This is a genomic window from Pedobacter suwonensis (assembly GCF_044762335.1).
Lineage (GTDB): Bacteria > Bacteroidota > Bacteroidia > Sphingobacteriales > Sphingobacteriaceae > Pedobacter.
In genome coordinates, this window is the sequence record NZ_JBIWEB010000001.1 from 288,005 (window position 1) to 312,708 (window position 24,704).

The window sequence follows — 24,704 nt, forward strand, 5'->3', positions numbered from 1 at the left end:
CATGGTAAACATCACAAAAAAATCCAATACCTTAAGAATTGCCGTTGCAACTGCTACTGTGAAAGTATCGAAAAAGGAAACCATTGATGCCGTTGAACAACGCAAGATACCAAAAGGCGATGTATTTGAATTTGCCCGGGCAGCAGGTTTATTCGGCGTAAAAAAAACGAGTGATGTTATTCCGGATTGTCACCCGCTCCCGATTGAATATACGGCTATTACTTATGAAATTGAAGGTTTATCTATCATTATTAAAGTTGAAGTACACACCATTTACAAAACAGGTGTAGAAGTTGAGGCAATGCACGGCGCATCAGTTACCGCTTTAACAATATATGATATGTTAAAACCGATTGACAAAGGTGTTGAGATAGAAAATATCCGTTTACTAAAAAAATCAGGTGGGAAATCAGAATTTAAAAATGCCAAATTCCCCGAAATCAAGGCTGCCGTTGTAGTCTGTTCTGATTCTATTTTTGAAAATAAGGCACAGGATACTGCAGGAAAAGCCATTATCTCGCGCTTGGAACAATGGGACATCCATACCGAGAAATATGAAATCGTTCCGGATGAAATCAATGTAATCGGAAATAAAGCAAGCGAATTAAGTGAAGTTGGCTATAACTTAATCATTTTTACAGGCGGAACAGGTCTTTCACCACGCGACGTAACTCCGGAGGCCATTGCACCACTAATCGACAGGAATATTGAAGGGATTATGGAAACCGCCAGGCACTATGGTCAGGAGCGTATGCCCTATGCCATGCTTTCTCGTGGTGTAGCTGGTTTTATCGGAAAAACTTTGGTGCTTACTTTCCCAGGCTCTAAAAGCGGCGCTGAAGAAAGTATGGATGCACTCTTCCCACAGGTTTTGCACTTATTCAAGGTAATTAAAGGCGAGAAACATTGAGTTAAATCGTCATTTCGACTGAAGCGCAGTCCCGAACGTTCGGGAGAGAAATCTTTGAACTATTCAATAAACATTGTTCAAAGATTTCTCCACTGCGGTCGAAAGGATGACTGATTTTTAGAATCTGTGAGTAGTAATTTTTTTTGGAATCCTAGTACCTCAGCAAGAACTTTATTTTGTATTAAGATTACGCCTGCGCGTGAAAGACGGATTTGTTTAAACCAATAAATATCAAATTTTAACCGCAAAAATCTTTTTTGTGATCAAATTTATGTTCTATTTTTGCGCCATGTCGCCTAAATATAAGATTTTATACTTTTTCCAAAATTCTGATACCACTATCCTCGAAATTCAGCGTCTTGGCCTGCCTGAAAATGCAGATGCAGAGGCGACTTACCATTGGCTTTACTTTGATAAAATTACAGGATCACTAATTAAATTATGGTTTAGGTCAATGGATTCATCTACTGAAATTGAAGAACGCTATTTTGAACAAGGTTATCTTAAATTTAATAAAACAGAGGCTACTTATATCGAAAAGCATAATTCTTCGCAACAGAAACTCAATAATATGGGCAGTAGAGCTGTGGGCGAGGATATAAATGCTTTATTAGAGAATTACCTGAAATAAGTTAAGCCGTTTCAGGCAATTCCGCAGCTAAGCCAACTTTACTTAAAGGATAACGCGAAGCATGAAAATCATGAAGGGATTGATTGAAATCGACATACCATTCCTGTTTTTTCATACTTTCTAAAAGTTGTGTACAAGCGAGTATATCCGTGTCAGAATGGCGAAGTTTATCTGCAACAAAAATAACTACATCCCAAATACCATCCATCATTAAAAACCGAAAAACGGATAAGATTGCAGACCATTGTACTTTTTTAGTGTGCAGCAAAAAAAATCGCGATATCGGGCTGCACAATCGTTTAAACGCCATATAATCTTCTTCTGCACCTGTTAAGCTTAAAAAGCCTTCACTGTAAGGAAGATTTATAATTTCTGAAGCCATTTTATCAAGACCATGGTTATAAATACTTCCTGCACAGATAGATGATATTGAGATCAATGCCAAATGGTCATAAATTCCGGGATGCATTTTAAGTTTGCCATTACGCACAAATACCAACCCACCCTTTTTGGCAACACCGGGCCGGTTGTTAATAGCCGATAAACTTAAAAGCTCAAATTCGTGAGCAAAATTAAGAGCCATTACAAACTGCGCAGCGGCCATAAAGCTGCCTCCATCAAGGGGTTTGCTGCAGTTAGCAGGTTCCTGAATTGAAAAAATAGAAAGTTGCAAAAATATTTAATTTGTTGGTTCTGGCCGAATTGCTCCGGCATTGGCAAAAATAAAAATCCCAATTAAAAAACGATAATCAGGATTGTGTATAAAACACACCCGGATCAGTAATCCGCTAGAAATGAGCAGGAAATTTTTTCATCTTTTTATTTAGTACTGCCGGTGATTAAATTTTCATTACGCAAAAAAATTCGAGGCAAAAAAAAAGCAGGACTAAATCCTGCTCAAAATCTTTTGGGTGAAGAATTAAACAACTCTTACTTTCACTGCATTAAGGCCTTTTTTGCCTTCTTGAACATCATATTCAACTGTATCATTTTCTCTGATTTCATCAATCAGGCCTGATGCATGCACAAAAATCTCAGATCCGCCTTCTTCTTTGATAAAGCCAAAGCCTTTTTCTGAGTTAAAAAATTTTACTGTTCCGTTTTTCATTATACTGGATGTTTTAAATTAAAAATCAAAAATAGGATTAAAACCCAAAAACCAAAATTACTGGCAAATAAAATTACGTTTTATCTGTAAAAAGATTCAAAAAACTAAAATTATAACAAACATCTCAATATAAGTAGGACATCGACAATTGATCTTCCCTACCTAAGCGTCGAGTACCAGTTGATGGGATGCGATCTTAAGTTCATGCCATCACTTTCAATATGATATAAGATAATCGGCTTACTGAAATCCACAAAACGTTCTACCTGTCTGGAAAGTTTACCCAGAAAATCCATGCTCGATATGCCTTCTTTTAAATGAACATAAATCACACTGCCTGTTTTAAACTCAAAGCGCTCTACCACTCCCGGCCACTCTGCTTTTATCCTGTTAAGAAAAGCCTTGATTTTGGTTTCTTCCTTTAGATTTTCCATAAGCTTATCAGGTTTTTTAATATATGCTAATTTAAAAAAATATTCCAAATTAGATTAATTGTAACAGTACCTATACATTGTTTAATGGAAAATGTAAGATGGGATTGATCCTTATACTTCACTATTTCTAAATGTAATACACTTTAAGATTCTTGCATGCGCGAGATGACGGATCTTGACATTTTATCTGCTCTTAGCGAGACGCTAAGACCAGCACTGGACGAATATGTTACTTCACAGCAACAATTTCTACATTCCCGGTTTCAAGCCCTTTTCCCTTTACAACAAGTTGAACTGCGCCCTCTTTTTTGCCCGATTGCACCACCACCACCAGTTTTCCGCTGAATAATTTCATGGCTGGTTTTACAAAAGATTCCAGTGAAGTAGCATCGCCATTACAAACCGCTTTAAATGCGCCTGCACCTTTTACTTCAAAATTTAAAGCATTGGTAGCCGTTGGACAGGGTATTCCGTTTTGATCAACAACTGATACGGTTACAAAAGATAAATCTTTGCCATCAGCACTAATTTGTTGCTTATCTGGCATTAATACAATTTTATGGGGTTTACCCGCCGTCGTAATCTTTTCTTCTGCCACAGGCTTTCCGTTGCCATCAAGTGCTACTACTTTTAAAATCCCTGGCTCGTATTTAACATCCATCCACATCAGGCGGTAGCGGTTCTGCGGGCTTGATTTATCCTTTCTTCTTATGCCCAAACTTTTACCATTTAAGAAAAGTTCAGCACTATCATAACTGGTGTACACAAAAACAGGCGTGGTTTGGCCTTCTCTTCCCTCCCAGTTCCAATGCGGAAGCAAATGAAGCGTAGGGGCTGTTTTATTCCAACGGCTCCTATACAAATAATAACGGTCTTTAGGCAAACCTGCAAGATCAGAAATTCCGAAATAAGAACTTCTTGACGGCCAGCTGCTATCATAAGGCGTAGGCTCTCCAAGGTAATCAAAACCAGTCCAAACAAACTCACCGATCACCCATGGTTTGTCATCCTGCATGACAAAATCATCGTCGGGTACGTTAGACCAGCTGCAATATTCAAGATCGTAAGAAGAGGATTGAAAATCAGGATATTGTTTATCAAAACCTTTTACAACAGGAAATTTATAGATCCCTCTTGAGCTCACGGTTGATGCAGTTTCTGATCCCAAAATAAACCCTTGTGGAAAAATCTTATTGGCTTCTTCGTAGAGGTGTACCCTATAATTTAATCCCGGAATATCCATTAAAGCACCAAAACCTGATTGCATTGTTGCTTTCACCTGATCCATTCCTACCGTAACCGGGCGTGTTGGATCCTCACGATGGAAAATTTCCTGCAGCCATTTTGCCCTTTTAACCCCTTCGGCACCAAACTGATCCGGCACTTCGTTACCCGAACTCCACATTACAATACTGGGGTGGTTTTTATTTGCCTGCACCAGGTTTACAATGTCTTTTTCAGCATCGGTATTAAAATATAAGTGATAACCATTTTCTACTTTGGCCTTTGCCCATTCGTCAAAACTTTCGGCGAGGAACATAAAACCCATTTCATCACATAATTCCAATTGCTCTGGCGAAGGCATATTGTGCGAACTTCGGATGGCATCACAACCCATTTCTTTTAAAATGGTAAGTTGCCTCCTTAGTGCCGCAGTATTAATGGCCGCTCCAAGCGGCCCCAAATCGTGATGCAAACAAACACCTTTGAATTTTCTTACTTTACCGTTTAAACTAAAGCCGATACCCGGACTGAAATTGATTGTCCTGACCCCTAACCTTGTTTTTACGACATCTTTTAATACATTTCCTTCATATACACTCGATACTGCGGTATACAGATACGGGCGCTCCGGACTCCAGAGAATAGGATTGCCGATGGCTAAATTTTGATCCGCCTCGTTGCCAAAAATATCCTTTGCCGTATCAATAGCCACCTGCTTACCCGAACGATCTAAAATCTGCGTAACCAAACGAATACCTTTACCGGTTAATCTGGTTTTGATATTTACTTTGGCAAATTCTTTTTTAATAATTGGCGTAGTAACAGTGATGCCCCATTGATCGATGCTTTTTTCTTCTTTAATGATTAAATGTACATTACGGTACAAGCCCGCCCCCGGGTACCAGCGCGACGATTTTGCCATATTCTTCAGGTGCACGGCCAATAAATTATCATTCGCTTTTAGGGCCTTGGTAATATCGATATAAAAGTAATTATAACCATAGTTCCATTCGCCAACCAGTTTTCCATTGAGGTAAACGCGTGGCTCGCTCATGGCACCATCAATTTGCAACAAAACTTTTTGGTTTGGCTTAAGTGCCGGAAGAGGGAGTTTTTTCCTGTACCATCCTTCGCCAATATAAGGTAAAGCGCCGGTTCTACCCGTTTTTTCACTGGCTTTGGTTTCCCCGTTTTGGGTAATTGCAGTTACCTGTTTATCTATTTCTTTATCAAATGGCCCGCTAATGGCCCAATCGTGTGGAACAGTTACCGTTTCCCAGCGTTTGTCATTGAAAGTAGCCTCGGCAGCCTTTGGAAAATTTCCCTTTGAAAACTTCCAGCCTTCATCTAATAGGATTTCGGTTCTTTGGGCAATGGCATTTAAATAAGCAAGGCTAACCATAAAAATGGTGAAAAGTATTTTCTTCAATCGGAACATGTAATTATAATGGTTATTTTAAATAAATAGATTCGATAATAATATGGATCGGTTTGATAATAGCTCCATAACCAAAAGTAACTTCGAGCTTTTCCGCATTTTTCAAGTCGAATGCAGCTTGGTTTGGTGATTGATAATAAAGTGGTAAAAAGCCTGGATAAGGACGAGGAAGCAATAACTGGGCATCACTTTTAAGCTGATTTAAAGGGATTTCGATCAGTTGAAAATCTTTTCCCGCGAGGATTTCTGTGGAGAAGAAATGGGCATCGGTATCAATCAAGCCTACTTTAACTTTCGTGTTTTCAGTATCTGCTTTTATTTTGATGACTAATTTTTTCAAATTATTCATGTCTGAAACTCTTCCAGTTATTTTATCAGCGAAAAAATGCTGAAAACCCATGAGCTGATTACTTTCAGGCATACTGACCGATAGCTTCATACTCAAAACGGATGGATTTTCATCTGAAACGTATTCTACTTTACCATTTGTCCAATTGGGATGATAAATATTACTGTTTTTCCCATCTAAAGCCGCATTAAAGATTTCTACCCTAGCATTTCTAGCTGCAACATAAGTCTGGTAGCTTTCGGTTTCAAGCCTATCCCATGCATTTGGATTACCCTTTATATGGCCTGGAAAAGTAACCTCATCGCCATTTGCTTGATGAATAATGATCTGGTATTTCAACAAACCATTTCTCACCAGTTCAGCGGGAATTGTAGCGGCATATTCATATTCCCGTTTTTTTTGTAAGAGAATATTTTGTCCGCGGTTTGCGCCATTGAACTGAAGAAAAGCAGAATCTTTTTCGCCTAAACCTGTAATTTCAGCATCGAGCTGAGTGGCTAAACCTGCTGAAATTGTGCTAAAAGGCTGATGTTTAACAAAAATATCTCCTTTTGAAGCTTTAGGAGCAACAAATTCGTCCAAAGCAATATTCTGATAATGGCTTTGCGCATTTAGATTGGTTTTCAGGTTTTTCTTTACCAGCAGATAAGTTCCGGGGGAAACATTAAACCCATTTTTAATGGCTACCGAATTAACCGTATTACCTTGATTTAAACCTTTAACCGTAAAATTAGCGCCCAAATCGGGCAGATCGATAACCATTGGCAAGGTAGACCAAATGATCCGTGTAACTTCTTTTTCAGGTGACGCTTTTTCAAACGGATCCCTGATCAGAATAGCATCAGGCATTACTTCCAAACGCCATACGCCGGCGGCAACCTGATCGATAAAGTAAGCTCCTTTACCATTGTATTGAACAATTTTAGAGCTTCCAAGGCCTGCAATATGCTTTAGTTTTTTTGCGTTCACAACTTTCGAAGAGGTTGAATTCGTATAATAAAATTCATCGGCGGTGTTCATTTCGCTCAGCGAATTTTTATAATCGATTTTGAACGGGCCAAAAGTATGGCCACTGATTAACGTATCTAAACGGGCTGTTTGATGAAAAACCTTTGAAGCAATTAACATACTGATTGCTTTTGAAGGCGTATATGCAAGGTTTAAATAATGAGTTTGGTATTCGGTGTTGGCATAAGCAGTTGCCATAGGATCATAAGCGAATTGTGTAGCCCATTGAAAACCGGCTGCCCTAAAACTTCTGGCCATTGCCGGATACATGATCGGCGCCATTACATCACCAGCATCAAATTCGTACACCGCTTTAGCACGGTTTTTAAATGCCGGAATGGTATCAAAAGGGATTTTGTACTTCGCCACATTAGGCAGGTAATTGCCTTGCAGTGTATGGCCGGCAACCAAACCTGTGGGGTACCACTGGAAAGTATGTCCCTGAACATTTGCCTTTACAATGGCATCGGCATACCAGGGCGATTCGCTGATGTTGTAAAAAATGGGTTTAGTCCAGCCGGCACTTTTTATGGCGGCGGTCATGCGGTTTACATATTCCGTAGCTCTTTCTTTTGGCCCGCTATGATGGGGTTCATTATTGATTTCTGCAGCCAAAATACCGGCATCCTGCTGATAGGTTAAACCCGTGTAAGGATTTTTGTGTTTGAAAAACTGTTTCAGGTAATTTTCCTGTGCTTTAAAAGCTTCTTCGCTTACTACCGATTTATCTTTACCATATTTATTGGCAAAACTGCCTGTTTTTTCATCCTTCTCCGGGTAACCATTACCCCAAAAAGCAATTGGTGTAATCAAAGTTTTGATTTTACGTTTCTTAAGTTCTGCAAGCAGAAAATCGAAAAGGCGCAAATGTTCGTTATTGATCAGGTTTCCCTCAGCATCTGATATTTCCTGATCCCAAACATGTACGCGGAAGGCATCCAAACCCAAACGCGAAAAATGATATACATCGTCTTTGATTGCTTGTTCAGCGGTTACGCCCATCCTGACAATAGCCCTGTTGCCATACGCAAAGGGCGCAGTGTAATTTGTACCGAAAAAAGCAGCTTCTTTATGGTCTTTCTCCCAACGGACTACTCCTGATGCATCTACATAAATACCCTGTTTATATTGTGCATGGGCAACCATTACGATTATAGTAAAAGAAACAGAAAGAGATAGTTTTTTGAGTAAAATCATAAATAAAAATTTTGTTTGTCGGGATTTGCAATCCCGACATTCCTAACTATGGATTTAAAATCCGTTTCTCGCTTCCGGATTACAAATCCGAACCAATTATAACCTTTTTTAATGTCCCAAAACTTGTATAGTTCGTGGAGACAAGAACCATGGCATCAGTGCAGACACGAACCACGGCCACAAATGTTAGTCGGAGTTTAAAATTCATGAGGTCCGGATTACAAATCCGGACCAACCCACATTATGGCAGAAATGCATCCATAGCAACCGTTGGTTTACCCGAATCATCAAATGCGCCCAATTTATAACCGCTCCAGCTATTGTAAGATTGTGGTTCCCAATAAAAAACCCCTAACCCTTTATTATTTGGCAACGATTTATTCTTTGCAATTAAATCTTTAATAAAGGCTTTGCAGGCTACTGCTTCTGAAACCGGCATTCCCAATTCACAGATCATCACTTCAGATCCATAACGCGAAACCATATCCGTCATATTGGCCAGACACTGGGTATTTTTTGCCGACCAATCAGCAGCGGTTGGGTACATCGACATGCCGATTACATCCCATTTGGCACCATTGTTCTTTAAGCCATCAAATATCCACCTGAATAAGCTGTTATCGTAACCATTGGAGATATGCACTACCACTTTCGAACTCGGATTTACCGCTTTTACACCGTTATATCCAGAAAGTACCAGATCTGCAAAGTTTTTCATACTCGCAGATGCTTTTCCATCGTTCCATAACATACCGTTATTGGTTTCGTTGCCTACCTGTACCCATTCAGGTACAATTTTATTGTTTTTTAAAACCGTTAAAACCTCAACGGTATGGTTATAAACTGACGTTTTAAGGGTAGCAAAATCCTGCGAAGCCCATGCGGCAGGTTTGTTTTGCTGTGCGGGATCTGCCCACGAATCGCTGTAATGAAAATCGACCAGCAAACGCATGTTCATCGCTTTTGCCCTTTTTGCCTTTGCCAAAACATCGGCCGTATTGCAATAACCGGCAGCAGGATTCACCCAAACCCTCAATCGAATGGTATTGATGCCTTTATCTTTTAAAATCCTCAACAAGTCTTGTTGTTCACCTGCAGCATTGTAAAACTTTTTGCCCGCAGCTTCCATTTCGGTCAGCCAGCTTACATCAGCTCCTAAGGCGTAGGTACCTACCGGATCTGGCGCAGGATAAATTTGCGTTTCTCCTTTTATTGTTTTTTTGCAACCTGTATTAATCAGGCTGAGCATGATGATGAGGCCCAGCCAATTGATGATTTTTATTTTTTTAAACATTTCTATATTCTTAAGCAAGTTTGAACTTAATATTTGTATTATAGTTTATTCTAAACCGCCCATCATTCCCACGCAGGCGGGAATCTTAATACTCCATATACCTGCCAGCGCTTTAAGGTTCACAATCGGGTTAGGAATGACGAAACGAGAATTTATTTAATTGAATAAGTATAATTTCCATCGCCGGCACTTAAATCTAAAGTAACGGTGAAAACGCCTGTTTTGGTAACCGGGATATTAATACCGCCCCAGGTTGGCGCGCCTGCATAAATCAAAGCTCCATTGGCATCTATTTTATAGCTGATATCGTAACCGCCGTTACAGGTAAATACGAAAGTTTTGCCCGCGGTTAAGGGAACATTTGCGGCAACCCATTTACCGGTTGTTGCATTATATATCAATGGTGTTGATGAAGTGCTCCAGGCATTGTCATCACCCGAGATAAAAAATTTAACAGGCGTATAGGTAATGGTCAAAGCATCTACGTCGGCATTCACTTTCATATAAGCCGGTGCCGGCGTAAGGTATAAATTACCACCGGTTAAGCTCATGGTTGTTGAAGTACCTCCCCAACCGTAAACCTTTGCATCCTTTGTTGATACCAGTTGGAAAGCATCACCTCCATAGCCGTCGGCATTTGGTAAATTTAAATATCCCTCATATTTAGAATTAAATTTAGCTGAGGTTAATATAAAACCATTCGTCCTTGCGGTTGGTGTTTTCCAGGAGTTGCCCCCTTTTACCATCAACGCCGGATATTCGATAGTAGCTTTATATGGGTTAACCGTCATGGTCAGGCTGGAGTAAATCGGTTTGATGGTAGAAGCGATTCCCGTATTTTGGGTTACTTCTGCCTTTAACCTTACAACCAAGGTACTTACCACCCCGGTTGGCAATAACAATTGATTAGCCAAAAGTGAGTTAAAATCGGCACCCAAATAAGGTTTTTCAAAAACACCTGTTGCAAGTTTAACGCTTATTGCATTTGCCCATGCATTTGGCCCGAGGGTATCGGCAGGCACATCAAACTCTAAAGAGTACGTAGGAATAACATTTACGCCAAAGTTTGCCGCCTTAAAACTGAAGGTAACAACATTGGTGGCGTCAGTGGCTGAAGTTAACACCACAGTAGCTGCAGCGCTTTTAAAAGCGAGACTACCTGCACTGGGTGGAGTAACTACATTTGTACTTTCCTCTTTTTTGCAGCCGAATAACAGACTGATTAAAAGCAAATTATATAGGATATAAATAGATTTTTTCATGATAATTTAGATTAATAACCTGTATTCTGACGAAGATTTGGATTGGCCGAAAGATCTGTTGGTGGCAATGGATAAAGATTGTATTTGCTGTTCACTGCTGTACCTCCTTTAACACCACCTTTCCACGCCCACAAATAGGCTGCAGTGGTAAATTTTCCAAAACGGATCAGATCTGTCCTGCGGGTGGCCTCATACCAAAGCTCACGACCACGTTCATCTAAAATAAAATCGGTGGTTAGCGCACTCGAAGTAATATTTCCGGCTGTACTGCCATTATAGGCGCGGGTACGCAACTGGTTAATATAGGTTAACGCCTGCGTTAAACTGCCACCTGATCCGCCCCGTAAAACGGCTTCAGCATAGGTTAAATAAATTTCGCCTAAACGGAAAAGAGGAAAATCGATGTCCGAAAAATCTTTCGCAACATCCTGATGCGGGGCCGGGCCGCCAGCACGGGTTTTGTTGCGGTATTTGGTGCTCGAGTAACCATCAGTAGAAGTATACAGGTCATTTACCTCCATATTTTGTCCCGACATATAAAACTGTGCCCTTGTATCAGTTGCGCCGGTTTTATCAGCAAAAAGATTTACAAATTGCTGCGTAATCCTTAATCCGCCCCAGTTACCATTTGATCCTGATACCTCTGCAGGAACGCCCGCAGGTCCATGCATCAGGTAAGTGGTACCCCCAAAATTCTGGGTGCTTGTACCATCATAATTAATGGTCAAAATATTCTCATCCGTATTTAAGTGGTTATCGGCAATGGTTAACTCGCGGTAATTGCCATGAAGCGCATATCCTGCAGCAGTAATTTTGTTGCAATAGGTGATCGCATCGGTATACCGGGCAGTACCGGTATATACTTCTGCATTTAAATATATCCTGGATAATAATGCCCAGGATGCAGCCCTATCGGCACGGCCATATTCATTTCCTTTAGGTGCCGCTAAATCATTTTCGATGGCCTTAAGTTCTGATTCCACATAAGCGAATAAGTCTTTCCGGCTAATCTGCCTGGGTAAATCCTTCCCGCCTATTTCGGTAGTTTCGGTAACCAAAGGCGGATTTCCATAAATATCCATCAATACGGCATACTGATACGCCCTGATAAAACGGGCCTCTGCCCTAAATCTGCGCACCTGATCGGCGTCAGCGCCAACAATTCCTCTTTTGCTTAAATTATCATCAGAAGATTGGTTAATGAAATCGTTGCAAAGTGTAATCTGAAAAAATGAACGGTAATACAAACCATTGATGATCGAATTGATGGATGACCAGGTCATTTCATGCAAGCCTTGAATACCAGCATCATTCTTCCACGACCAAACCGCTTCATCGGTGGTTAATTCCTGCAAATTCCAATACAGACGAAGAAAATCAGAGTTCCCCTCATCTTTGATAATTTCTACCGGAATATCGGGCTGGCCAACAGATGCATTCCCGGTAAGCGCAAAAGCCCCATAAACCTTGGCCAATGATTGTTTGTAACCCGCTGCCGAAGTATATACTTTGTCAGCAGTAAGATCATTGGTCGGTACCAGATCCAGTTTGTTGCATGATGTGGTGAGAATTGCCGCAGTGCAAGCCAGCATAAATAGTTGTAAAACACTTGGTTTCATATATTTTTTGTTAATACGGTTCATGATCTTAAAAATTAACATTCAGGCCTAAAGAGAAAATACGTGGACGGGGATAGATGTTATTATCTACACCAGAGGCTACCTCGGGATCTAAACCTTGATATTTAGTAATGACAAACACATTTTGCACACTGGCCGTTAAAGCTAAGTTTGCTTTGGTTTTTAAAATCTGACCAAAAGCATAACCCAGGTTAACATTGTCCATTCTCAGGAATGATGCATTTTGAACATAATAATCGCTCAATAACTGTTGTGTTTTAAAATTGGTGGTAAGGTAATTTGGTGAAGCATTTAAAATAATGGCTGTACCTAAAATCTGGTCTAAATTACCACTTTGGCTAAAGTTATTATTATAAACGTAGTTTCCTAAATTCGCCCTCAAAGTGAAAGATAGATTCCATTTTTTGTAGCTTAAGTTATTGCTAAAACCTAAAAATACTTTAGGATCGGCCTGTTTCCCTTTTTTGAAATCGTTCTGGTTAATTACCCCATCGCCATTCTGATCTACATAAACGCCTTCAATCGGGTTTCCGTTCTGATCGTAAGTCTGTTCAAACAGATTGAAAGTATTTTTTGGTCCGCCAACTGCGTTAATAAAAGCATTTTGTCCGCCAACACCACCTGCAATGGTTCCGCTAGGAAAACCTGCATAATTCGGATCGTTAGGTACTACCGTTAAGTTGGTAATGGTATTTTTGTTATAAGTTGCGTTGAAGCTGAAATCCCAGTTGAAATCCTTTTCTTTTACCGGATTAAAACCCAGGGTAAGCTCCACACCTTTGTTTTCCATATCGCCTACGTTTACAATGGCCGTAGCCGCGAAGTTTGTTCCGGCAGGTTGTGGAATCAGGTTTAACAAATCGCTGGTTTTCTTTTGGTAAAAATCCAGGCTACCTGTAACGCGGTTATCGAATAAGCCAAAATCCAGACCAATATTGGTGGTTGCTGTTTCTTCCCACTTAATATTGGCAATGTAAGCGCTTGGACGGTACATTTGGTAAAAGGTATTTCCGAACTGGTAAGATGCATTTAAAGCACTTAAACCATAGGTAGACATGTATCCATAATTGCCAATTCCATCCTGTTGTCCTGTAATACCATAACTTGCCCTTAGTTTTAAGGCGGATATGGTTTTATTATCTTTCAAAAAGGCTTCATTTTTAACGGTCCAGGCCAATGCCACAGATGGAAATACACCATATTTATAGGCAGGACCAAAACGTGACGAACCATCGCGACGTACCGTCGCCGTTAAAAGAAACCGTTCGTCGTAATTATAATTTAATCTTCCGAAATAAGAGATCAAACGGTATTGAGGTTTGTTAAAAGCAAAAGCCGGATCAGAATTGGCCACCTTATTGCCATTGGCATCAAAACTTGGATAATAATATTGCGTGGTTAAATAATCATTATAAGAATAACCTGCTGTAGCATCTATCCTACTTTTAATCGATTTAAACTCTTTAATATAGTTCAGGTAAAAATCCAGCACAGTATTTCTCCTGTTCTGTTTGTATTGGTTATTTACGCCGTTACCAATACCATTCAGGTTACCAACAAATGCCTCTGCTGCATTTGGATCAACGAAAACAGTACCTTTTCCTGAAGCCACATCATAAGCTGCATTTAAATTGGCGTGTAATTCTGGTAAAAAGGGAAAACTATAATCCAGCTGAACGTTACCGATACTGCGCATGGGTTTTGCACGGTCTTCTCTTTGCTCCAGTAAACCAACCGGGTTACGGCCAACCAGATTCACCAATCCTGTTGGAGTAGTAGAATCTAACCATTCCCAATAGCCATTATAGTCTGATCGATTGGTATAAGTAGCTTGTGTTGGATCGAAACTTACTGCTCCACCAATGGCAGCCGTATTGGCGAAACGCGTTTTCTGCATGCTACCTTTCAGGTTGATATCCAGTTTGAGGTGATTATCAAAAAACCTCGGATTGAAAACGAGAGCAGCTGAAGTTTTCTGCAATTGGTCGGTTCTTAACACGCCTGTTTGGTTTTGATAACCGATGGACAAACGGTAAGGCAGTTTTTTTACTCCTCCGCTAATGCTGATGTTGTTATCGGTAGAAAAACCATCCTGATAAATCAGATCCTGCCAATTGGTATTAAACGATCCCAATTGAGCTTTTTGCGCCGAAGTACCTTTAGCATTTACAATCGCACGGATTTCATCAGCACTTAATACATCCAGTTGTCTGGTTAATTTAGAAACCGAGTTTACTGAATTAAAAGTCACTTTTAAGGCATCGCCCAAACCTTTCTTTGTGGTGATGATGATTACCCCATTGGATGCCCTTGCTCCATAAATGGCTGCGGCCGAGGCATCTTTTAACACCGTGAACGTTTCAATATCATTTGGATTAATAAAACTCAGTGGGTTAGATGCCCCCGAAACGCCTCCGCTTTCCAAGGGTACACCGTCGATCACAAATAACGGATCGTTACTGGCATTTAATGAGGAACCACCACGGATACGGATGGTGCTCCCGCTTCCCGGCTGACCGCTGTTTGAGGTAATCGAAACACCTGATACCTTACCCGATAACATTTGTTCCGGGGTGCTGATACTCCCTTTTTGGAAATCTTTAACACCTACAACCGCTACCGAACCGGTAAGGTCCTGTTTTCGTGTCGTTCCATAACCTACCACCACTACATCATTTAAGGTAGAAGCATCTTCTATTAAAGTGATGTTTAAAGTGGTGCTTTGAGTAACCGGAACTTCCCTTACTTTATAACCTATTGAGGAGAATTCAAGGATACCAGCCTTTGCAGGTATTTTGATACTAAAGTTTCCGTTACCATCAGTAGAGGTGGCAATCGCGGTTCCTTTTAAACGAACGCTTACCCCTGGCATACCTAAATTATCGGGCGCTGTTTTAACAACTCCGGTAATGGTGGCCTGCTGTGCAAAAAGATATCCATGGGTAAAAATCAATAGTAAAAGCATTAACATCTGCTTGTTACTCCTGATGAAAAATGTAAAAATGTGCATAAAATATTATGGTTAGAATTAACGATACAAATGAAAGCTTTGTGGCTTTATCCGCTTTGTGCTATTGTTCATTTCTTTTGTGCTAATCGACATATTATTGGTTTAAATGGGGTATTAAGCATTTTTTTTATTGTGGTTGTTCTAAACGTCTTGCGTCATTCCTGCACAGGCGGGAATCCTAATGCAAGCTACAAATCAGCGAAATCATTAAGATTCCCAATCAAGTTGGGAATGATGATACGCAGGTAAATCTCTTGCTTCTCCTCTAACTCATCATACTAATCCTTCGCAAAAATCAATTATCTTTATCGGCTCAGAACTGTCTGCATAAACCGTCAAATGAACACGTTAACGAGAACTTTTTTCCTGCTCCTCTTTATTTTTTCGATAGGAAACGTTGGCGCACAAAATTTAAAATTTAAGCACGTTAGTGTAGAAGACGGACTATCAAACAGCACCATCGAATGTATTTTTCAAGATCACCGGGGTTTTATATGGTTTGGTACACGCGATGGATTGAACAAATACGATGGCAATCAGATCACCGTTTTCAGACACAGCAAAAACGAAAACAGCATCAGCGATAATTTCATCAGGTGTATTTTTGAGGATCAAAACAATACCCTTTGGATTGGTACATCAGATGGGCTAAACAGGTTTAATGCCGAGAAAAACAATTTTACCACTTATCGGTCCAAAGACAAAAAAAGCCAGACTAATAACATCATTACTGCTGTTAAAGAAACCGCACAGGGAATTTGGATTGGCACTTATGGTGGCGGACTAAACTTGCTGGATCAAAAATCGAGTAGTTTTGGCCGGTTTCAATACCAGTCGGATCAGCAAAAAACCGATCGAAAGGATTATATCAATGATCTGTACTGCGATGCTGATGAAAACATCTGGATGGCAACCGACGCGGGCATCCATATTTTAAACCCTAAGTCAGGTAGCTCAACAGCCATTAAAACATTGGAAAATGAATCTTTCAGGGTCATTAAAAAAGATCCGGATGGCTCCTTTTGGTTTGGGACAGAAGAAAACGGCCTAATCCACTACGATCCTCTCAAAAACACTATCAAAACCTATCAGCACCAGGAAAAAAACAATAATAGTATTGGCAGTAACCTGGTGAGGGCTATTGTTTTTGATAAACAAAAAAACCTGTGGACTGGTGGCATTAACGGAGGTTTAAACCTTTTTAACCCCAAAACCGAAACATTTACACATTACCAGAACGAACCAGGCAATACCCTTAGTTTATCGCAACGCACCGTTTCGGCACTTTTTGTTGATCAACAAGGAAATTTATGGACCGGTACACACCGGGGCGGGGTAAATCTGTATAGTCCGCAGGCAGAAAAATTTAAACTGGTGCGCCAGGAGCCTAATAAAAACAGTTTAAGTTATAATGATGTAAGGACATTTTACGAGGATAAAGCCGGTAACATTTATATCGGAACCGATGGCGGCGGACTCGACATTTACAACAAAGCAAATAAAACCTTTCTCCACTATCGTTATAATCCTTTTAACCCGATGAGTATTGGAGCCGATGCCATTCTCGATATCGCCGAAACCAAAAGCGGGATGCTACTGATTGGTACCTGGGCAGGCGGCTTAAACTTAATGCACGGCGATGGCTCATTTACGCGTTTTAGGCACAATGCCAGTACCACCTCCATTTCCTCTGATTATGTACAAAAATCGTTCGAAGACAGTAATGGAAATATCTGGATAGGCACTTATTATGGCGGATTAAATCTTTTTGACGCGCAAACTAAACAGTTTAAACGCATTAGCGAAGGGAAAAACGGTAGTAAATTAAGCGGAAACAACATTGTTGCTATTAATGAAGATCAATATAAAAACCTATGGATCGGTACAGATGATGGTGGTCTGAACTGTTACAACCTGAATACGCAGGTATTTACCCATTATTTTATGGGCGATGGAAAAAGGCCCGATTTGAGGGTAATTTTTATCGATAGCAAAGGCAATTTGTGGGTCGGGCAGGCCGGACTTTACCGTTTTAACCGTGCCAAAAACAATTTTGAGCTTTACACCACCAAAGCAGGACTATCAACCGAATTTATAAAAGGAATTACAGAGGATGATAAAGGCAATTTCTGGATCTCTACAGCCCATGGCCTAACCAGGTTTAATCCGCAGCACCAAAACTTTAAAAAATACAATACAGGAGATGGTTTGCAGGGACTCGAATTTGAAACCAACGCTTATTTAAAAACACGCATTGGTGAGATGTTTTTTGGCGGAGTAAATGGTTTCAATTCATTTTTTCCTGATGATATACAAACCAACAAGTTTATTCCACCAGTTTACCTGACGGAGTTCCAAATTTTTAATCAAACGATTCTTCCCAACAACGAAGGATCTGTTTTAGAAAACGATATCAGTTATACCAAAGAAATCAGGCTGGCTTACGATCAGGCTTCGATATCGTTCCGATTTGCCAGTTTAAACTATGTTGCGAATGAAAACAACAATTATGCTTACAAACTGGAGGGGGAAGATAAAGACTGGATTTTTGCTGGCCATGCGAGGCAGGCATCTTACACTAATCTCGATCCGGGAACCTATACTTTTAAGGTTAGGGCTTCAAATAATGATAATATTTGGAATACTACCGGAACAACGCTAAAAATAGTTATTTCACCCCCTTTTTGGTCAACCTGGTGGTTCAGGCTAATCGTGATGGCCACAGCCCTGTATTTAACCTATTTAGTGCTGAGTTTTAAACGCAGATTAGAGATCAGAAAAATTGAAGAAGAAAAAAGGGAAGAAATGCACCAGACGCAGCTTCAGTTTTTTACCAATATTTCGCATGAGTTCCGTACACCGCTTTCATTGATATTAGGACCAATAGAACGCCTGCTGAAAGAAGATACCCAGGAAAGCTTCCAAACATATTACCATACCATCCATCGCAATGCCAACCGCTTACTAAGACTCATTAACGAACTGATGGATTTTAGAAAAACTGCATCAGGTGCTTTAAAACTTAATGTTATAAATGGAAACCTGAACCTTTTTATTGATCAGGTGGCGGAAGAATTTTCGGAAATGGCGGCCGAAAAATCGATCAGCTTTACGGTAGAAAAAGAAAATCTTCCGGCCGATAGCTGGTTCGACAGGCAGGTGATCGAAAAAATCATCCTCAACCTGATCAACAACTCAATCAAATATACCAAAACTGGTGGTACACTCACACTGCAGGTATTTACTGATCTTAGCAGTCGCAAACCGGCTTTTGAAAATCAATTACTGATTAAAAGTGATTATGAAGCCAGTTCCTACATCTATTTCCGCGTAATTGATAGTGGTATCGGGATTTCAAAAGATTCTATCCGGCATTTATTTGAACGTTATTACCGGATTACCGAAACGCATTTGGGATCTGGCGTGGGTTTGGCTTTTGTAAAAAGTTTAACGTTGCTGCATAAAGGTTTAATCCAGGTATCGAGCGAACGGAACGAAGGAACGGAGATTATTATCGGTATCCCAGGCAGCAAAACAGATTATACCTTAAATGAACAATTCAGTCAAAACAGCGAGCCTGGTGGCACCCGTTTAGAAAGCATCAGCTATCGCTCAGAAACTGAAGTAACACAGCCAACTGCTGAACAGACACCAGCAAATGCCACCAACAACATTCTTATTGTAGATGATAATGATGAGCTGAGGGCATTTTTAAAGGATACTTTAAGTCCATCTTATACCATTACCGAAGCTTCTGATGGTAGTGCGGGACTTGAACAGGCACGAAAAGACCTCCCCGACTTAATTATAAGCGATGTGATGATGCCTGGCATGAGCGGAACAGAATTCTGTAAGCACATAAAAGAAGATATAGAAACCAGCCATATCCCATTTTTAATGCTCACCGCTAAAAACAGCATTGAATCCGAAATTGAAGGCGCAGAATCGGGAGCCGATCTTTACTTTACCAAACCCATCAACATTAACCTGCTACAGCTCACCATCAAAAACATTTTTGAGCAGAGACAGAAATTGAAAGATCATTATTTAAAAAATAAAGATACAGAACCCAAAGCACTTGCACACTCGGAAAGGGACAAGGCCTTTTTAACTAAATTACTTTCAATCATCGATGCCGAAATGATCAACCCGGAAATGGATATCGATTATTTATGTAAAGAAATAGGCATGAGCAGAACCAAGCTTTACCAGAAAATAAAATCGATCACAGGACAATCTATCGGCGAGTTTGTACGCTCTGCGAGACTTAGAAAGGCAATAGAAATCATGAAAACTGAAGATGTACTGATGACAGAAGTGATGTACCGGATCGGTATCCAAACGCAATCATATTTTACAAAAGCTTTTAAGAAAGAATTCGGGGTAACACCAACAGGTTACATGCAGAATTTAAAATCTTGAGTAAGCAAATATTAGGCTGAGAGAAAGTAAAAAAGCCCTTCAATCCTGAGAGGGCTTTTTCATAGTCGTCTATCCCTATAAGTAGGAATTTCAAAGCTAATTATTGTAATTTATATTTTTGGCGTCTGAATAAACTGAACAGATTTTTTTTTCGGCTTAATTCAGCGTTGCCTTTTAAGCCTACATGTCATTTAAACAACTGTTATTCCACGCCTTTTGCATTAGTCGGAATCACATACAGCGATTTTGAAGCTGTGATGAAAAGTATATTTTTATTTTTCCCGCCAAAACAAATATTACCGCACCATGCTTCCGGCACATCGATATGAGCAATTTTTTCGCCAGTTGGCTGGTAAACATCTACCCCTTTCCCGGTTACATAAATATTTCCTTTATTATCTAAAGTCATTCCGTCAGAATGCTGGTTAAGAATAAGTTGTTTATCAGTTAACCTGGCATCGGTACCAATACGGTAACGGTAAGTTTTATTCGCCTCCATATCGGCCACATACAAAAATTTACCATCAGGAGTACCTACAATTCCATTAGGTTTAATTACATCATCTGCAACTACAATTGCCTCTTTTTTTCCTTTGGGAATATAATAGACCTTTTGGCCTTTAATTTCGGGTGATTTTCGCGTCCAATAATCTCGCTGATAATAAGGATCGGTAAAATATATCCCACCTTTCTTATCCAGCCAGATATCATTCGGACCATTTACTTTTTTACCTTCATACTCACTGAAGAGTACCTTTATGTTCTTGTTTTGATCAATAGACCAGATTTCGTTATTTTCGTCGGCACATACAATTAAGTTTCCTTTTTTATCAAAATAAGTACCATTTGCCCTTCCCGATTTATCCATATATAAACTCAGTTTACCATTGATATCGTATTTCCAGATTTTATCGTTCGGTTGGTCCGTAAAAAAAACGTTTCCCTGTTTATCAACCGATGCACCTTCTGTAAACTTAAACTGTGAAGAAATCAATTTTAAACTATCCTGAACAAATAGGTTTTGTTCAGCACTTTGTGCAAAGCTAGCCAAGCTTAGGGCCGAACAGGCCAGAAAGAGAAAATATTTTTTCATTTGTGTTTTTTAATTGTTTGATCAGACCTTGCAGGTTTCAAAAACCTGCGAGGTCTGTTCAGTAAATATATCAACTTACCCGCTTCCCTTTGAGTAACATATTTAATGCATCATCCAGCGTTCCGGCCTGTTGCACTTCACCTTCGTTTACAAAATAGATTTCATCGGCATTTTCAATGGTATTCAGACGGTGGGCAATAATCACCAATGTAGTTTCTTTAGAAAGTTTATTTAAAATATTGCCCAAAAGTTGTTCGGTTATGGTATCAATGTTGGCTGTAGCTTCATCAAGAATCAACAATTCAGGATTTCTAAGCACCGCACGCATAAAGGCAATCAACTGTTTCTGGCCTAAACTAATACTGTCTGATCCTGAAGTAATCTGTGTACTCAATCCTTCATCAAATATGGCTAATAGCGCATTTAGGTTTGCTTCTTCAATTATTTTTTGCAGCTCAGCATCTGTAACCGATTTATACTGACTGTTGCCATATAAAATATTCTCTTTCACTGTTCCGGTAAACAAAAATGGCTCCTGCAATATAAAACCTATTTTTTGTGTTCTTTCTGCTGCAGAAAACGACCTGATATCTTTACCATTTAACAAAACCGTTCCTTTGGTAGGGTCGTATAAACGGGAAATGAGTGAAGCTGTTGTTGTTTTTCCGCCTCCGGTTGGCCCAATTAACGCATATGTTTTGCCTCTTTCGAACGTTAAATTGATGTTATGCAAAATTTCTTTACTGTCATCATAAGAAAAGTGCACATTTTTAAATTCCATCAGCGCACTTGAATTAGCCGTTTCATTTAACGTTATTTGTTTTAAATTGCTTTCCAAAGATAAAATCTGTGAAATTCTATCCCAGCTGGCCATAGCCACCTGAAAACTGGTCCAAAGCGCGGCCAATTGCCTTAACGGATTATAAAAATTGGTGGTATAAGAGATATAACTCACCAATAAACCCAAGGTAAAATGGCCCTTAGCAATTAAATGAATACCAAATAGCAAAGTAATTAATTGCGCAATACTGGATAACAGACCGTAAACAGGCACAAAAGTATTGTTGGCTAAACCCGCACTGATAGCTGTTTTATAATTCTTGGTATTGGCTTCGTTAAAACGTTTCCTAAAATAATCCCTGCGGTTAAAGGCGATAATAACTTTAAAGTTGTTCAGACTTTCCTGTATCTCGGCGCTCATGCCGCCAACACTTTTTAGATTTTTAGCATTTTTAGCTTTTACCCAGGGCGATAAAGCCACTGTAAAAAGCACAATAACTACGGCGGGCGCAAGCGTAGCGGCACCCAATTCAACGTTAATGGAAAGGAGGAAAATGCCGGCGCCGATCATGGTAACGATACTGCCGATAAACTGCATTAAGGATTGTGAAAAAAACTGATTCAGTTTGTCAGTGTCATTATTTACCCTCGAAATGAGGTCTCCAACCTTATTCTGGTTAAAAAAAGAAACCGGTAACTCCTGTAATTTATTAAAAATGGCATTTCTTAAGGTATATAACATTCGCTGCCCCACCCCGCCCATTAATCTTGTTTGAGTGTAACCCGTAACCATAGCAATCATATACATCACCAATAGTATCCCGCCAAAAATCAGAACACCATGAAATTGTTTGGTACGGATATAGGTATCGATGGTATGACCTACCAGTAACGGACCCAAAAGCAATAATCCTGAGTTCACCAAAATGGCGATCAGTGCCAGCCAAAGGTTTTTATGCTCGGTAGAAATGAGTTTTAGCAGGCTTTTCAGCGCTTTATATGTAGATTGCTTTTCCCGCCCGCTATTAAGCTGGTTAAGATTGTAGTTCATAATTACTGGTGCTCTGTTGTGAATTGTAAATCTGAACATATTCAGGACTGCTTTTTAGCAACTCCTGATGAGTTCCTTCCGCAATAATTTCGCCTTGCATCAGCAAGATCACTTTATCATAATGTTCAACAGAAGCTATTTTTTGGGTAATGGAAATTAAAGTTAAACCCGGATAATTTTGCTGGATATTCTCCAGGATCTTTTTCTCTGTATGGGTATCAACCCGGGCAGTGAAATCATCCAGTAACAGGATCTTCGGATTCACCGCTAAGGCCCTGGCCAGCATAATCCGTTGTTTTTGTCCGCCGGAAAGGCTATTTCCCCTTTCCGACACAATTGTATTTAGCTGATCGGGCAAGGCATTTACAAAATCTTTCAATTCTGCAGTAGCAATCGCTTTAGCCAGCGACTCATCTGTAACCGTATCACTAAAGGCAATATTCTCCCTGATGCTCATGTTAAACATAATGCTATCCTGAAATACAAAACCAACCTGTTTATGGAAATCTTCCTGTTTGTATTGTTGAATCTCCTGCCCATCGTACAATACGGATCCGGCATCAGCATCGATCAAACCTGTCAAAATATAAAGCAGTTGTGTTTTCCCAGCGGCTGTAGGACCAATTATAGCCGTTCTTGAACCTGCCTTGGCAGCAAAAGAAATTGATTTCAAAACTGGTTTTTGACCAAAGCTTAAGCTGATATTTTTCGCTGCCAAATCGCCTTTTAAAGAAGTGCTTAACGTTCCGGGATGGATAATTTCCGCAGCATTCAGCACATTTTCAATCCTCTGGTAAGATGCTGTAGCCTGTGCAATAACATTACTCATAAAACCAATTACTAAAATGGGAAATACGATGAGCGTAAGGTAGCTGTTAAAAGCAGCAAACTCTCCCAATGTCATCGAATCAGTAATGACGAAATGACCACCCAACACCAGAATGCATAAACTGGACAAATTAGCAGTAAAAACGATAACCGGAATCAAAGCAGCGAACATCCGGAGGATGGATATACCCAAATCCCTCGCTTTTGCATTTGCATCCAAAAACTTATTGTATTCCAGCATCTGCGAATTGATGATGCGAATTAATGCGGAGCCCATAATGCTTTCGCTAATCACTTTATTGAGCCAATCGATTACTTCCCTGCTCTTTTTAAAAAGCACCTTAACTTTGCTCAACACATAGAAAAATGCCCCTCCAATAATTGGTACGATGGCAATTACACAGAGCGCCAGTTTCCAATTGATTGTAAGCAGTAGAATACTTGCCCCGACAATTAAAAAAATTGATGAACAAATGGATACGATAGCCTGCGAAACAAACATTTTGATCGAATCGGTATCAGCTGTAAGGTTTGTCAGCAATTTTGAGGGGTTAGCCTGAATAATGTAAGCATGGCTTTGTCGCGAAATCTGATCAGACAGCTTTGTCCTCAAATCTCTTGCCACCCGTTCAGAAGCATAGGTTTGCACAATGCTCTGTAAATAAGTAAAAATAAAAACAAAAGCTATGGCCAGCGAAAACTGAAGCAGAATGGATTCAAGGTTGAAAGTTTTATGGGTGTAAGCATCAATACCATTGGCAATAATCTTCGGTAAAAGTAAGTTGATGCCGTTACTGAGCAACGCAAACAGGATCAGCATAAAAATTAAGCCTTTATAATTTCCAAGTAAACTGAAAATACCTGGTTTTTGGGCTTCTTTGGTTTTTCTCATATCAATGAAGATACCTTAATTTGTAGTTTCCAAATTTAGCCCAATTAATTGACATCGTTTGTAAGAAAGATATTAAAGAGGAAAGATATTTATAAACGAACAAACCATGTTGTTTACTTATGATTTAAAACCC

15 protein-coding genes are annotated in these 24,704 nt (G+C 39.8%); 3 read left to right on the forward strand and 12 right to left on the reverse strand.

Annotated features, from left to right (window positions below; genetic code table 11):
• Position 1 precedes the first annotated feature (1 nt).
• Positions 2-910: a bifunctional molybdenum cofactor biosynthesis protein MoaC/MoaB gene (gene moaCB, locus ACIQXP_RS01120; protein ID WP_387504321.1), complete on the forward strand. Its 909-nt coding sequence runs from the start codon at positions 2-4 to the stop codon at positions 908-910.
• 289 nt (positions 911-1,199) lie between these two features.
• Positions 1,200-1,541 (forward strand): hypothetical protein, encoded by a 342-nt coding sequence (locus ACIQXP_RS01125; RefSeq protein ID WP_090982271.1) that lies wholly within the window; start codon positions 1,200-1,202, stop codon positions 1,539-1,541.
• 1 nt (position 1,542) lies between these two features.
• On the opposite strand, the gene ACIQXP_RS01130 is transcribed toward ACIQXP_RS01125, so the two are convergent.
• From ACIQXP_RS01130 to ACIQXP_RS01170, 9 genes are all read right to left on the reverse strand, one after another.
• Complete coding sequence (locus tag ACIQXP_RS01130) at positions 1,543-2,214, reverse strand: hypothetical protein (protein WP_293743480.1); 672 nt, start codon at positions 2,212-2,214, stop codon at positions 1,543-1,545.
• A gap of 246 nt (positions 2,215-2,460) precedes the next feature.
• Positions 2,461-2,649, reverse strand: coding sequence for a cold-shock protein (locus ACIQXP_RS01135; RefSeq protein ID WP_090982267.1), 189 nt, complete (start codon positions 2,647-2,649; stop codon positions 2,461-2,463).
• Between the two features lie 158 nt (positions 2,650-2,807).
• Positions 2,808-3,083 carry a hypothetical protein gene (locus ACIQXP_RS01140; protein WP_090982380.1) on the reverse strand — a complete coding sequence of 92 codons (276 nt, stop codon included), beginning with the start codon at positions 3,081-3,083 and terminating at the stop codon, positions 2,808-2,810.
• A 229-nt stretch (positions 3,084-3,312) separates the two neighbouring features.
• Positions 3,313-5,736: a glycoside hydrolase family 2 TIM barrel-domain containing protein gene (locus tag ACIQXP_RS01145; protein ID WP_387504317.1), complete on the reverse strand. Its 2,424-nt coding sequence runs from the start codon at positions 5,734-5,736 to the stop codon at positions 3,313-3,315.
• A 22-nt stretch (positions 5,737-5,758) separates the two neighbouring features.
• On the reverse strand, positions 5,759-8,299 hold the full coding sequence (locus ACIQXP_RS01150) for a membrane or secreted protein (RefSeq protein WP_387504316.1): 2,541 nt from the start codon (positions 8,297-8,299) through the stop codon (positions 5,759-5,761).
• A 241-nt stretch (positions 8,300-8,540) separates the two neighbouring features.
• Complete coding sequence (locus tag ACIQXP_RS01155) at positions 8,541-9,593, reverse strand: glycoside hydrolase family 53 protein (protein ID WP_387504315.1); 1,053 nt, start codon at positions 9,591-9,593, stop codon at positions 8,541-8,543.
• A 152-nt stretch (positions 9,594-9,745) separates the two neighbouring features.
• Complete coding sequence (locus tag ACIQXP_RS01160; RefSeq protein WP_387504314.1) at positions 9,746-10,855, reverse strand: SusE domain-containing protein; 1,110 nt, start codon at positions 10,853-10,855, stop codon at positions 9,746-9,748.
• Between the two features lie 11 nt (positions 10,856-10,866).
• Positions 10,867-12,498, reverse strand: coding sequence for a RagB/SusD family nutrient uptake outer membrane protein (locus ACIQXP_RS01165; RefSeq protein ID WP_387504313.1), 1,632 nt, complete (start codon positions 12,496-12,498; stop codon positions 10,867-10,869).
• Between the two features lie 4 nt (positions 12,499-12,502).
• Positions 12,503-15,505 (reverse strand): SusC/RagA family TonB-linked outer membrane protein, encoded by a 3,003-nt coding sequence (locus tag ACIQXP_RS01170; protein ID WP_387504312.1) that lies wholly within the window; start codon positions 15,503-15,505, stop codon positions 12,503-12,505.
• A gap of 339 nt (positions 15,506-15,844) precedes the next feature.
• On the opposite strand from ACIQXP_RS01170, the gene ACIQXP_RS01175 reads away from it, so the two are divergent.
• Positions 15,845-19,927 (forward strand): hybrid sensor histidine kinase/response regulator transcription factor, encoded by a 4,083-nt coding sequence (locus tag ACIQXP_RS01175; protein WP_387504311.1) that lies wholly within the window; start codon positions 15,845-15,847, stop codon positions 19,925-19,927.
• A gap of 202 nt (positions 19,928-20,129) precedes the next feature.
• Here ACIQXP_RS01175 and ACIQXP_RS01180 read toward each other — a convergent pair whose 3' ends face one another.
• From ACIQXP_RS01180 to ACIQXP_RS01190, 3 genes are all read right to left on the reverse strand, one after another.
• Positions 20,130-21,020 (reverse strand): SMP-30/gluconolactonase/LRE family protein, encoded by an 891-nt coding sequence (locus ACIQXP_RS01180; RefSeq protein WP_387504310.1) that lies wholly within the window; start codon positions 21,018-21,020, stop codon positions 20,130-20,132.
• A gap of 70 nt (positions 21,021-21,090) precedes the next feature.
• On the reverse strand, positions 21,091-22,851 hold the full coding sequence (locus ACIQXP_RS01185) for an ABC transporter ATP-binding protein (protein ID WP_387504309.1): 1,761 nt from the start codon (positions 22,849-22,851) through the stop codon (positions 21,091-21,093).
• The gene (locus tag ACIQXP_RS01190; RefSeq protein ID WP_387504308.1) at positions 22,835-24,571 is read right to left on the reverse strand and encodes an ABC transporter ATP-binding protein; all 1,737 of its coding nucleotides are present in this window, start codon (positions 24,569-24,571) and stop codon (positions 22,835-22,837) included. The genes ACIQXP_RS01185 and ACIQXP_RS01190 overlap by 17 nt, the downstream gene beginning before the upstream one ends.
• Positions 24,572-24,704 lie beyond the last annotated feature (133 nt).

What these genes read in the sequence shown, in the direction of transcription:
- ACIQXP_RS01125 (WP_090982271.1), top strand. Translation starts at nt 1,200, where the DNA reads ATGTCGCCTAAATATAAGATTTTATACTTTTTCCAAAATTCTGATACC.
- ACIQXP_RS01180 (WP_387504310.1), bottom strand. Translation starts at nt 21,020, where the DNA reads ATGAAAAAATATTTTCTCTTTCTGGCCTGTTCGGCCCTAAGCTTGGCT.
- ACIQXP_RS01150 (WP_387504316.1), bottom strand. Translation starts at nt 8,299, where the DNA reads ATGATTTTACTCAAAAAACTATCTCTTTCTGTTTCTTTTACTATAATC.
- ACIQXP_RS01170 (WP_387504312.1), bottom strand. Translation starts at nt 15,505, where the DNA reads ATGCACATTTTTACATTTTTCATCAGGAGTAACAAGCAGATGTTAATG.
- ACIQXP_RS01175 (WP_387504311.1), top strand. Translation starts at nt 15,845, where the DNA reads ATGAACACGTTAACGAGAACTTTTTTCCTGCTCCTCTTTATTTTTTCG.
- ACIQXP_RS01135 (WP_090982267.1), bottom strand. Translation starts at nt 2,649, where the DNA reads ATGAAAAACGGAACAGTAAAATTTTTTAACTCAGAAAAAGGCTTTGGC.
- ACIQXP_RS01185 (WP_387504309.1), bottom strand. Translation starts at nt 22,851, where the DNA reads ATGAACTACAATCTTAACCAGCTTAATAGCGGGCGGGAAAAGCAATCT.
- ACIQXP_RS01190 (WP_387504308.1), bottom strand. Translation starts at nt 24,571, where the DNA reads ATGAGAAAAACCAAAGAAGCCCAAAAACCAGGTATTTTCAGTTTACTT.
- ACIQXP_RS01140 (WP_090982380.1), bottom strand. Translation starts at nt 3,083, where the DNA reads ATGGAAAATCTAAAGGAAGAAACCAAAATCAAGGCTTTTCTTAACAGG.
- ACIQXP_RS01160 (WP_387504314.1), bottom strand. Translation starts at nt 10,855, where the DNA reads ATGAAAAAATCTATTTATATCCTATATAATTTGCTTTTAATCAGTCTG.
- ACIQXP_RS01155 (WP_387504315.1), bottom strand. Translation starts at nt 9,593, where the DNA reads ATGTTTAAAAAAATAAAAATCATCAATTGGCTGGGCCTCATCATCATG.
- moaCB (WP_387504321.1), top strand. Translation starts at nt 2, where the DNA reads ATGGTAAACATCACAAAAAAATCCAATACCTTAAGAATTGCCGTTGCA.
- ACIQXP_RS01165 (WP_387504313.1), bottom strand. Translation starts at nt 12,498, where the DNA reads ATGAACCGTATTAACAAAAAATATATGAAACCAAGTGTTTTACAACTA.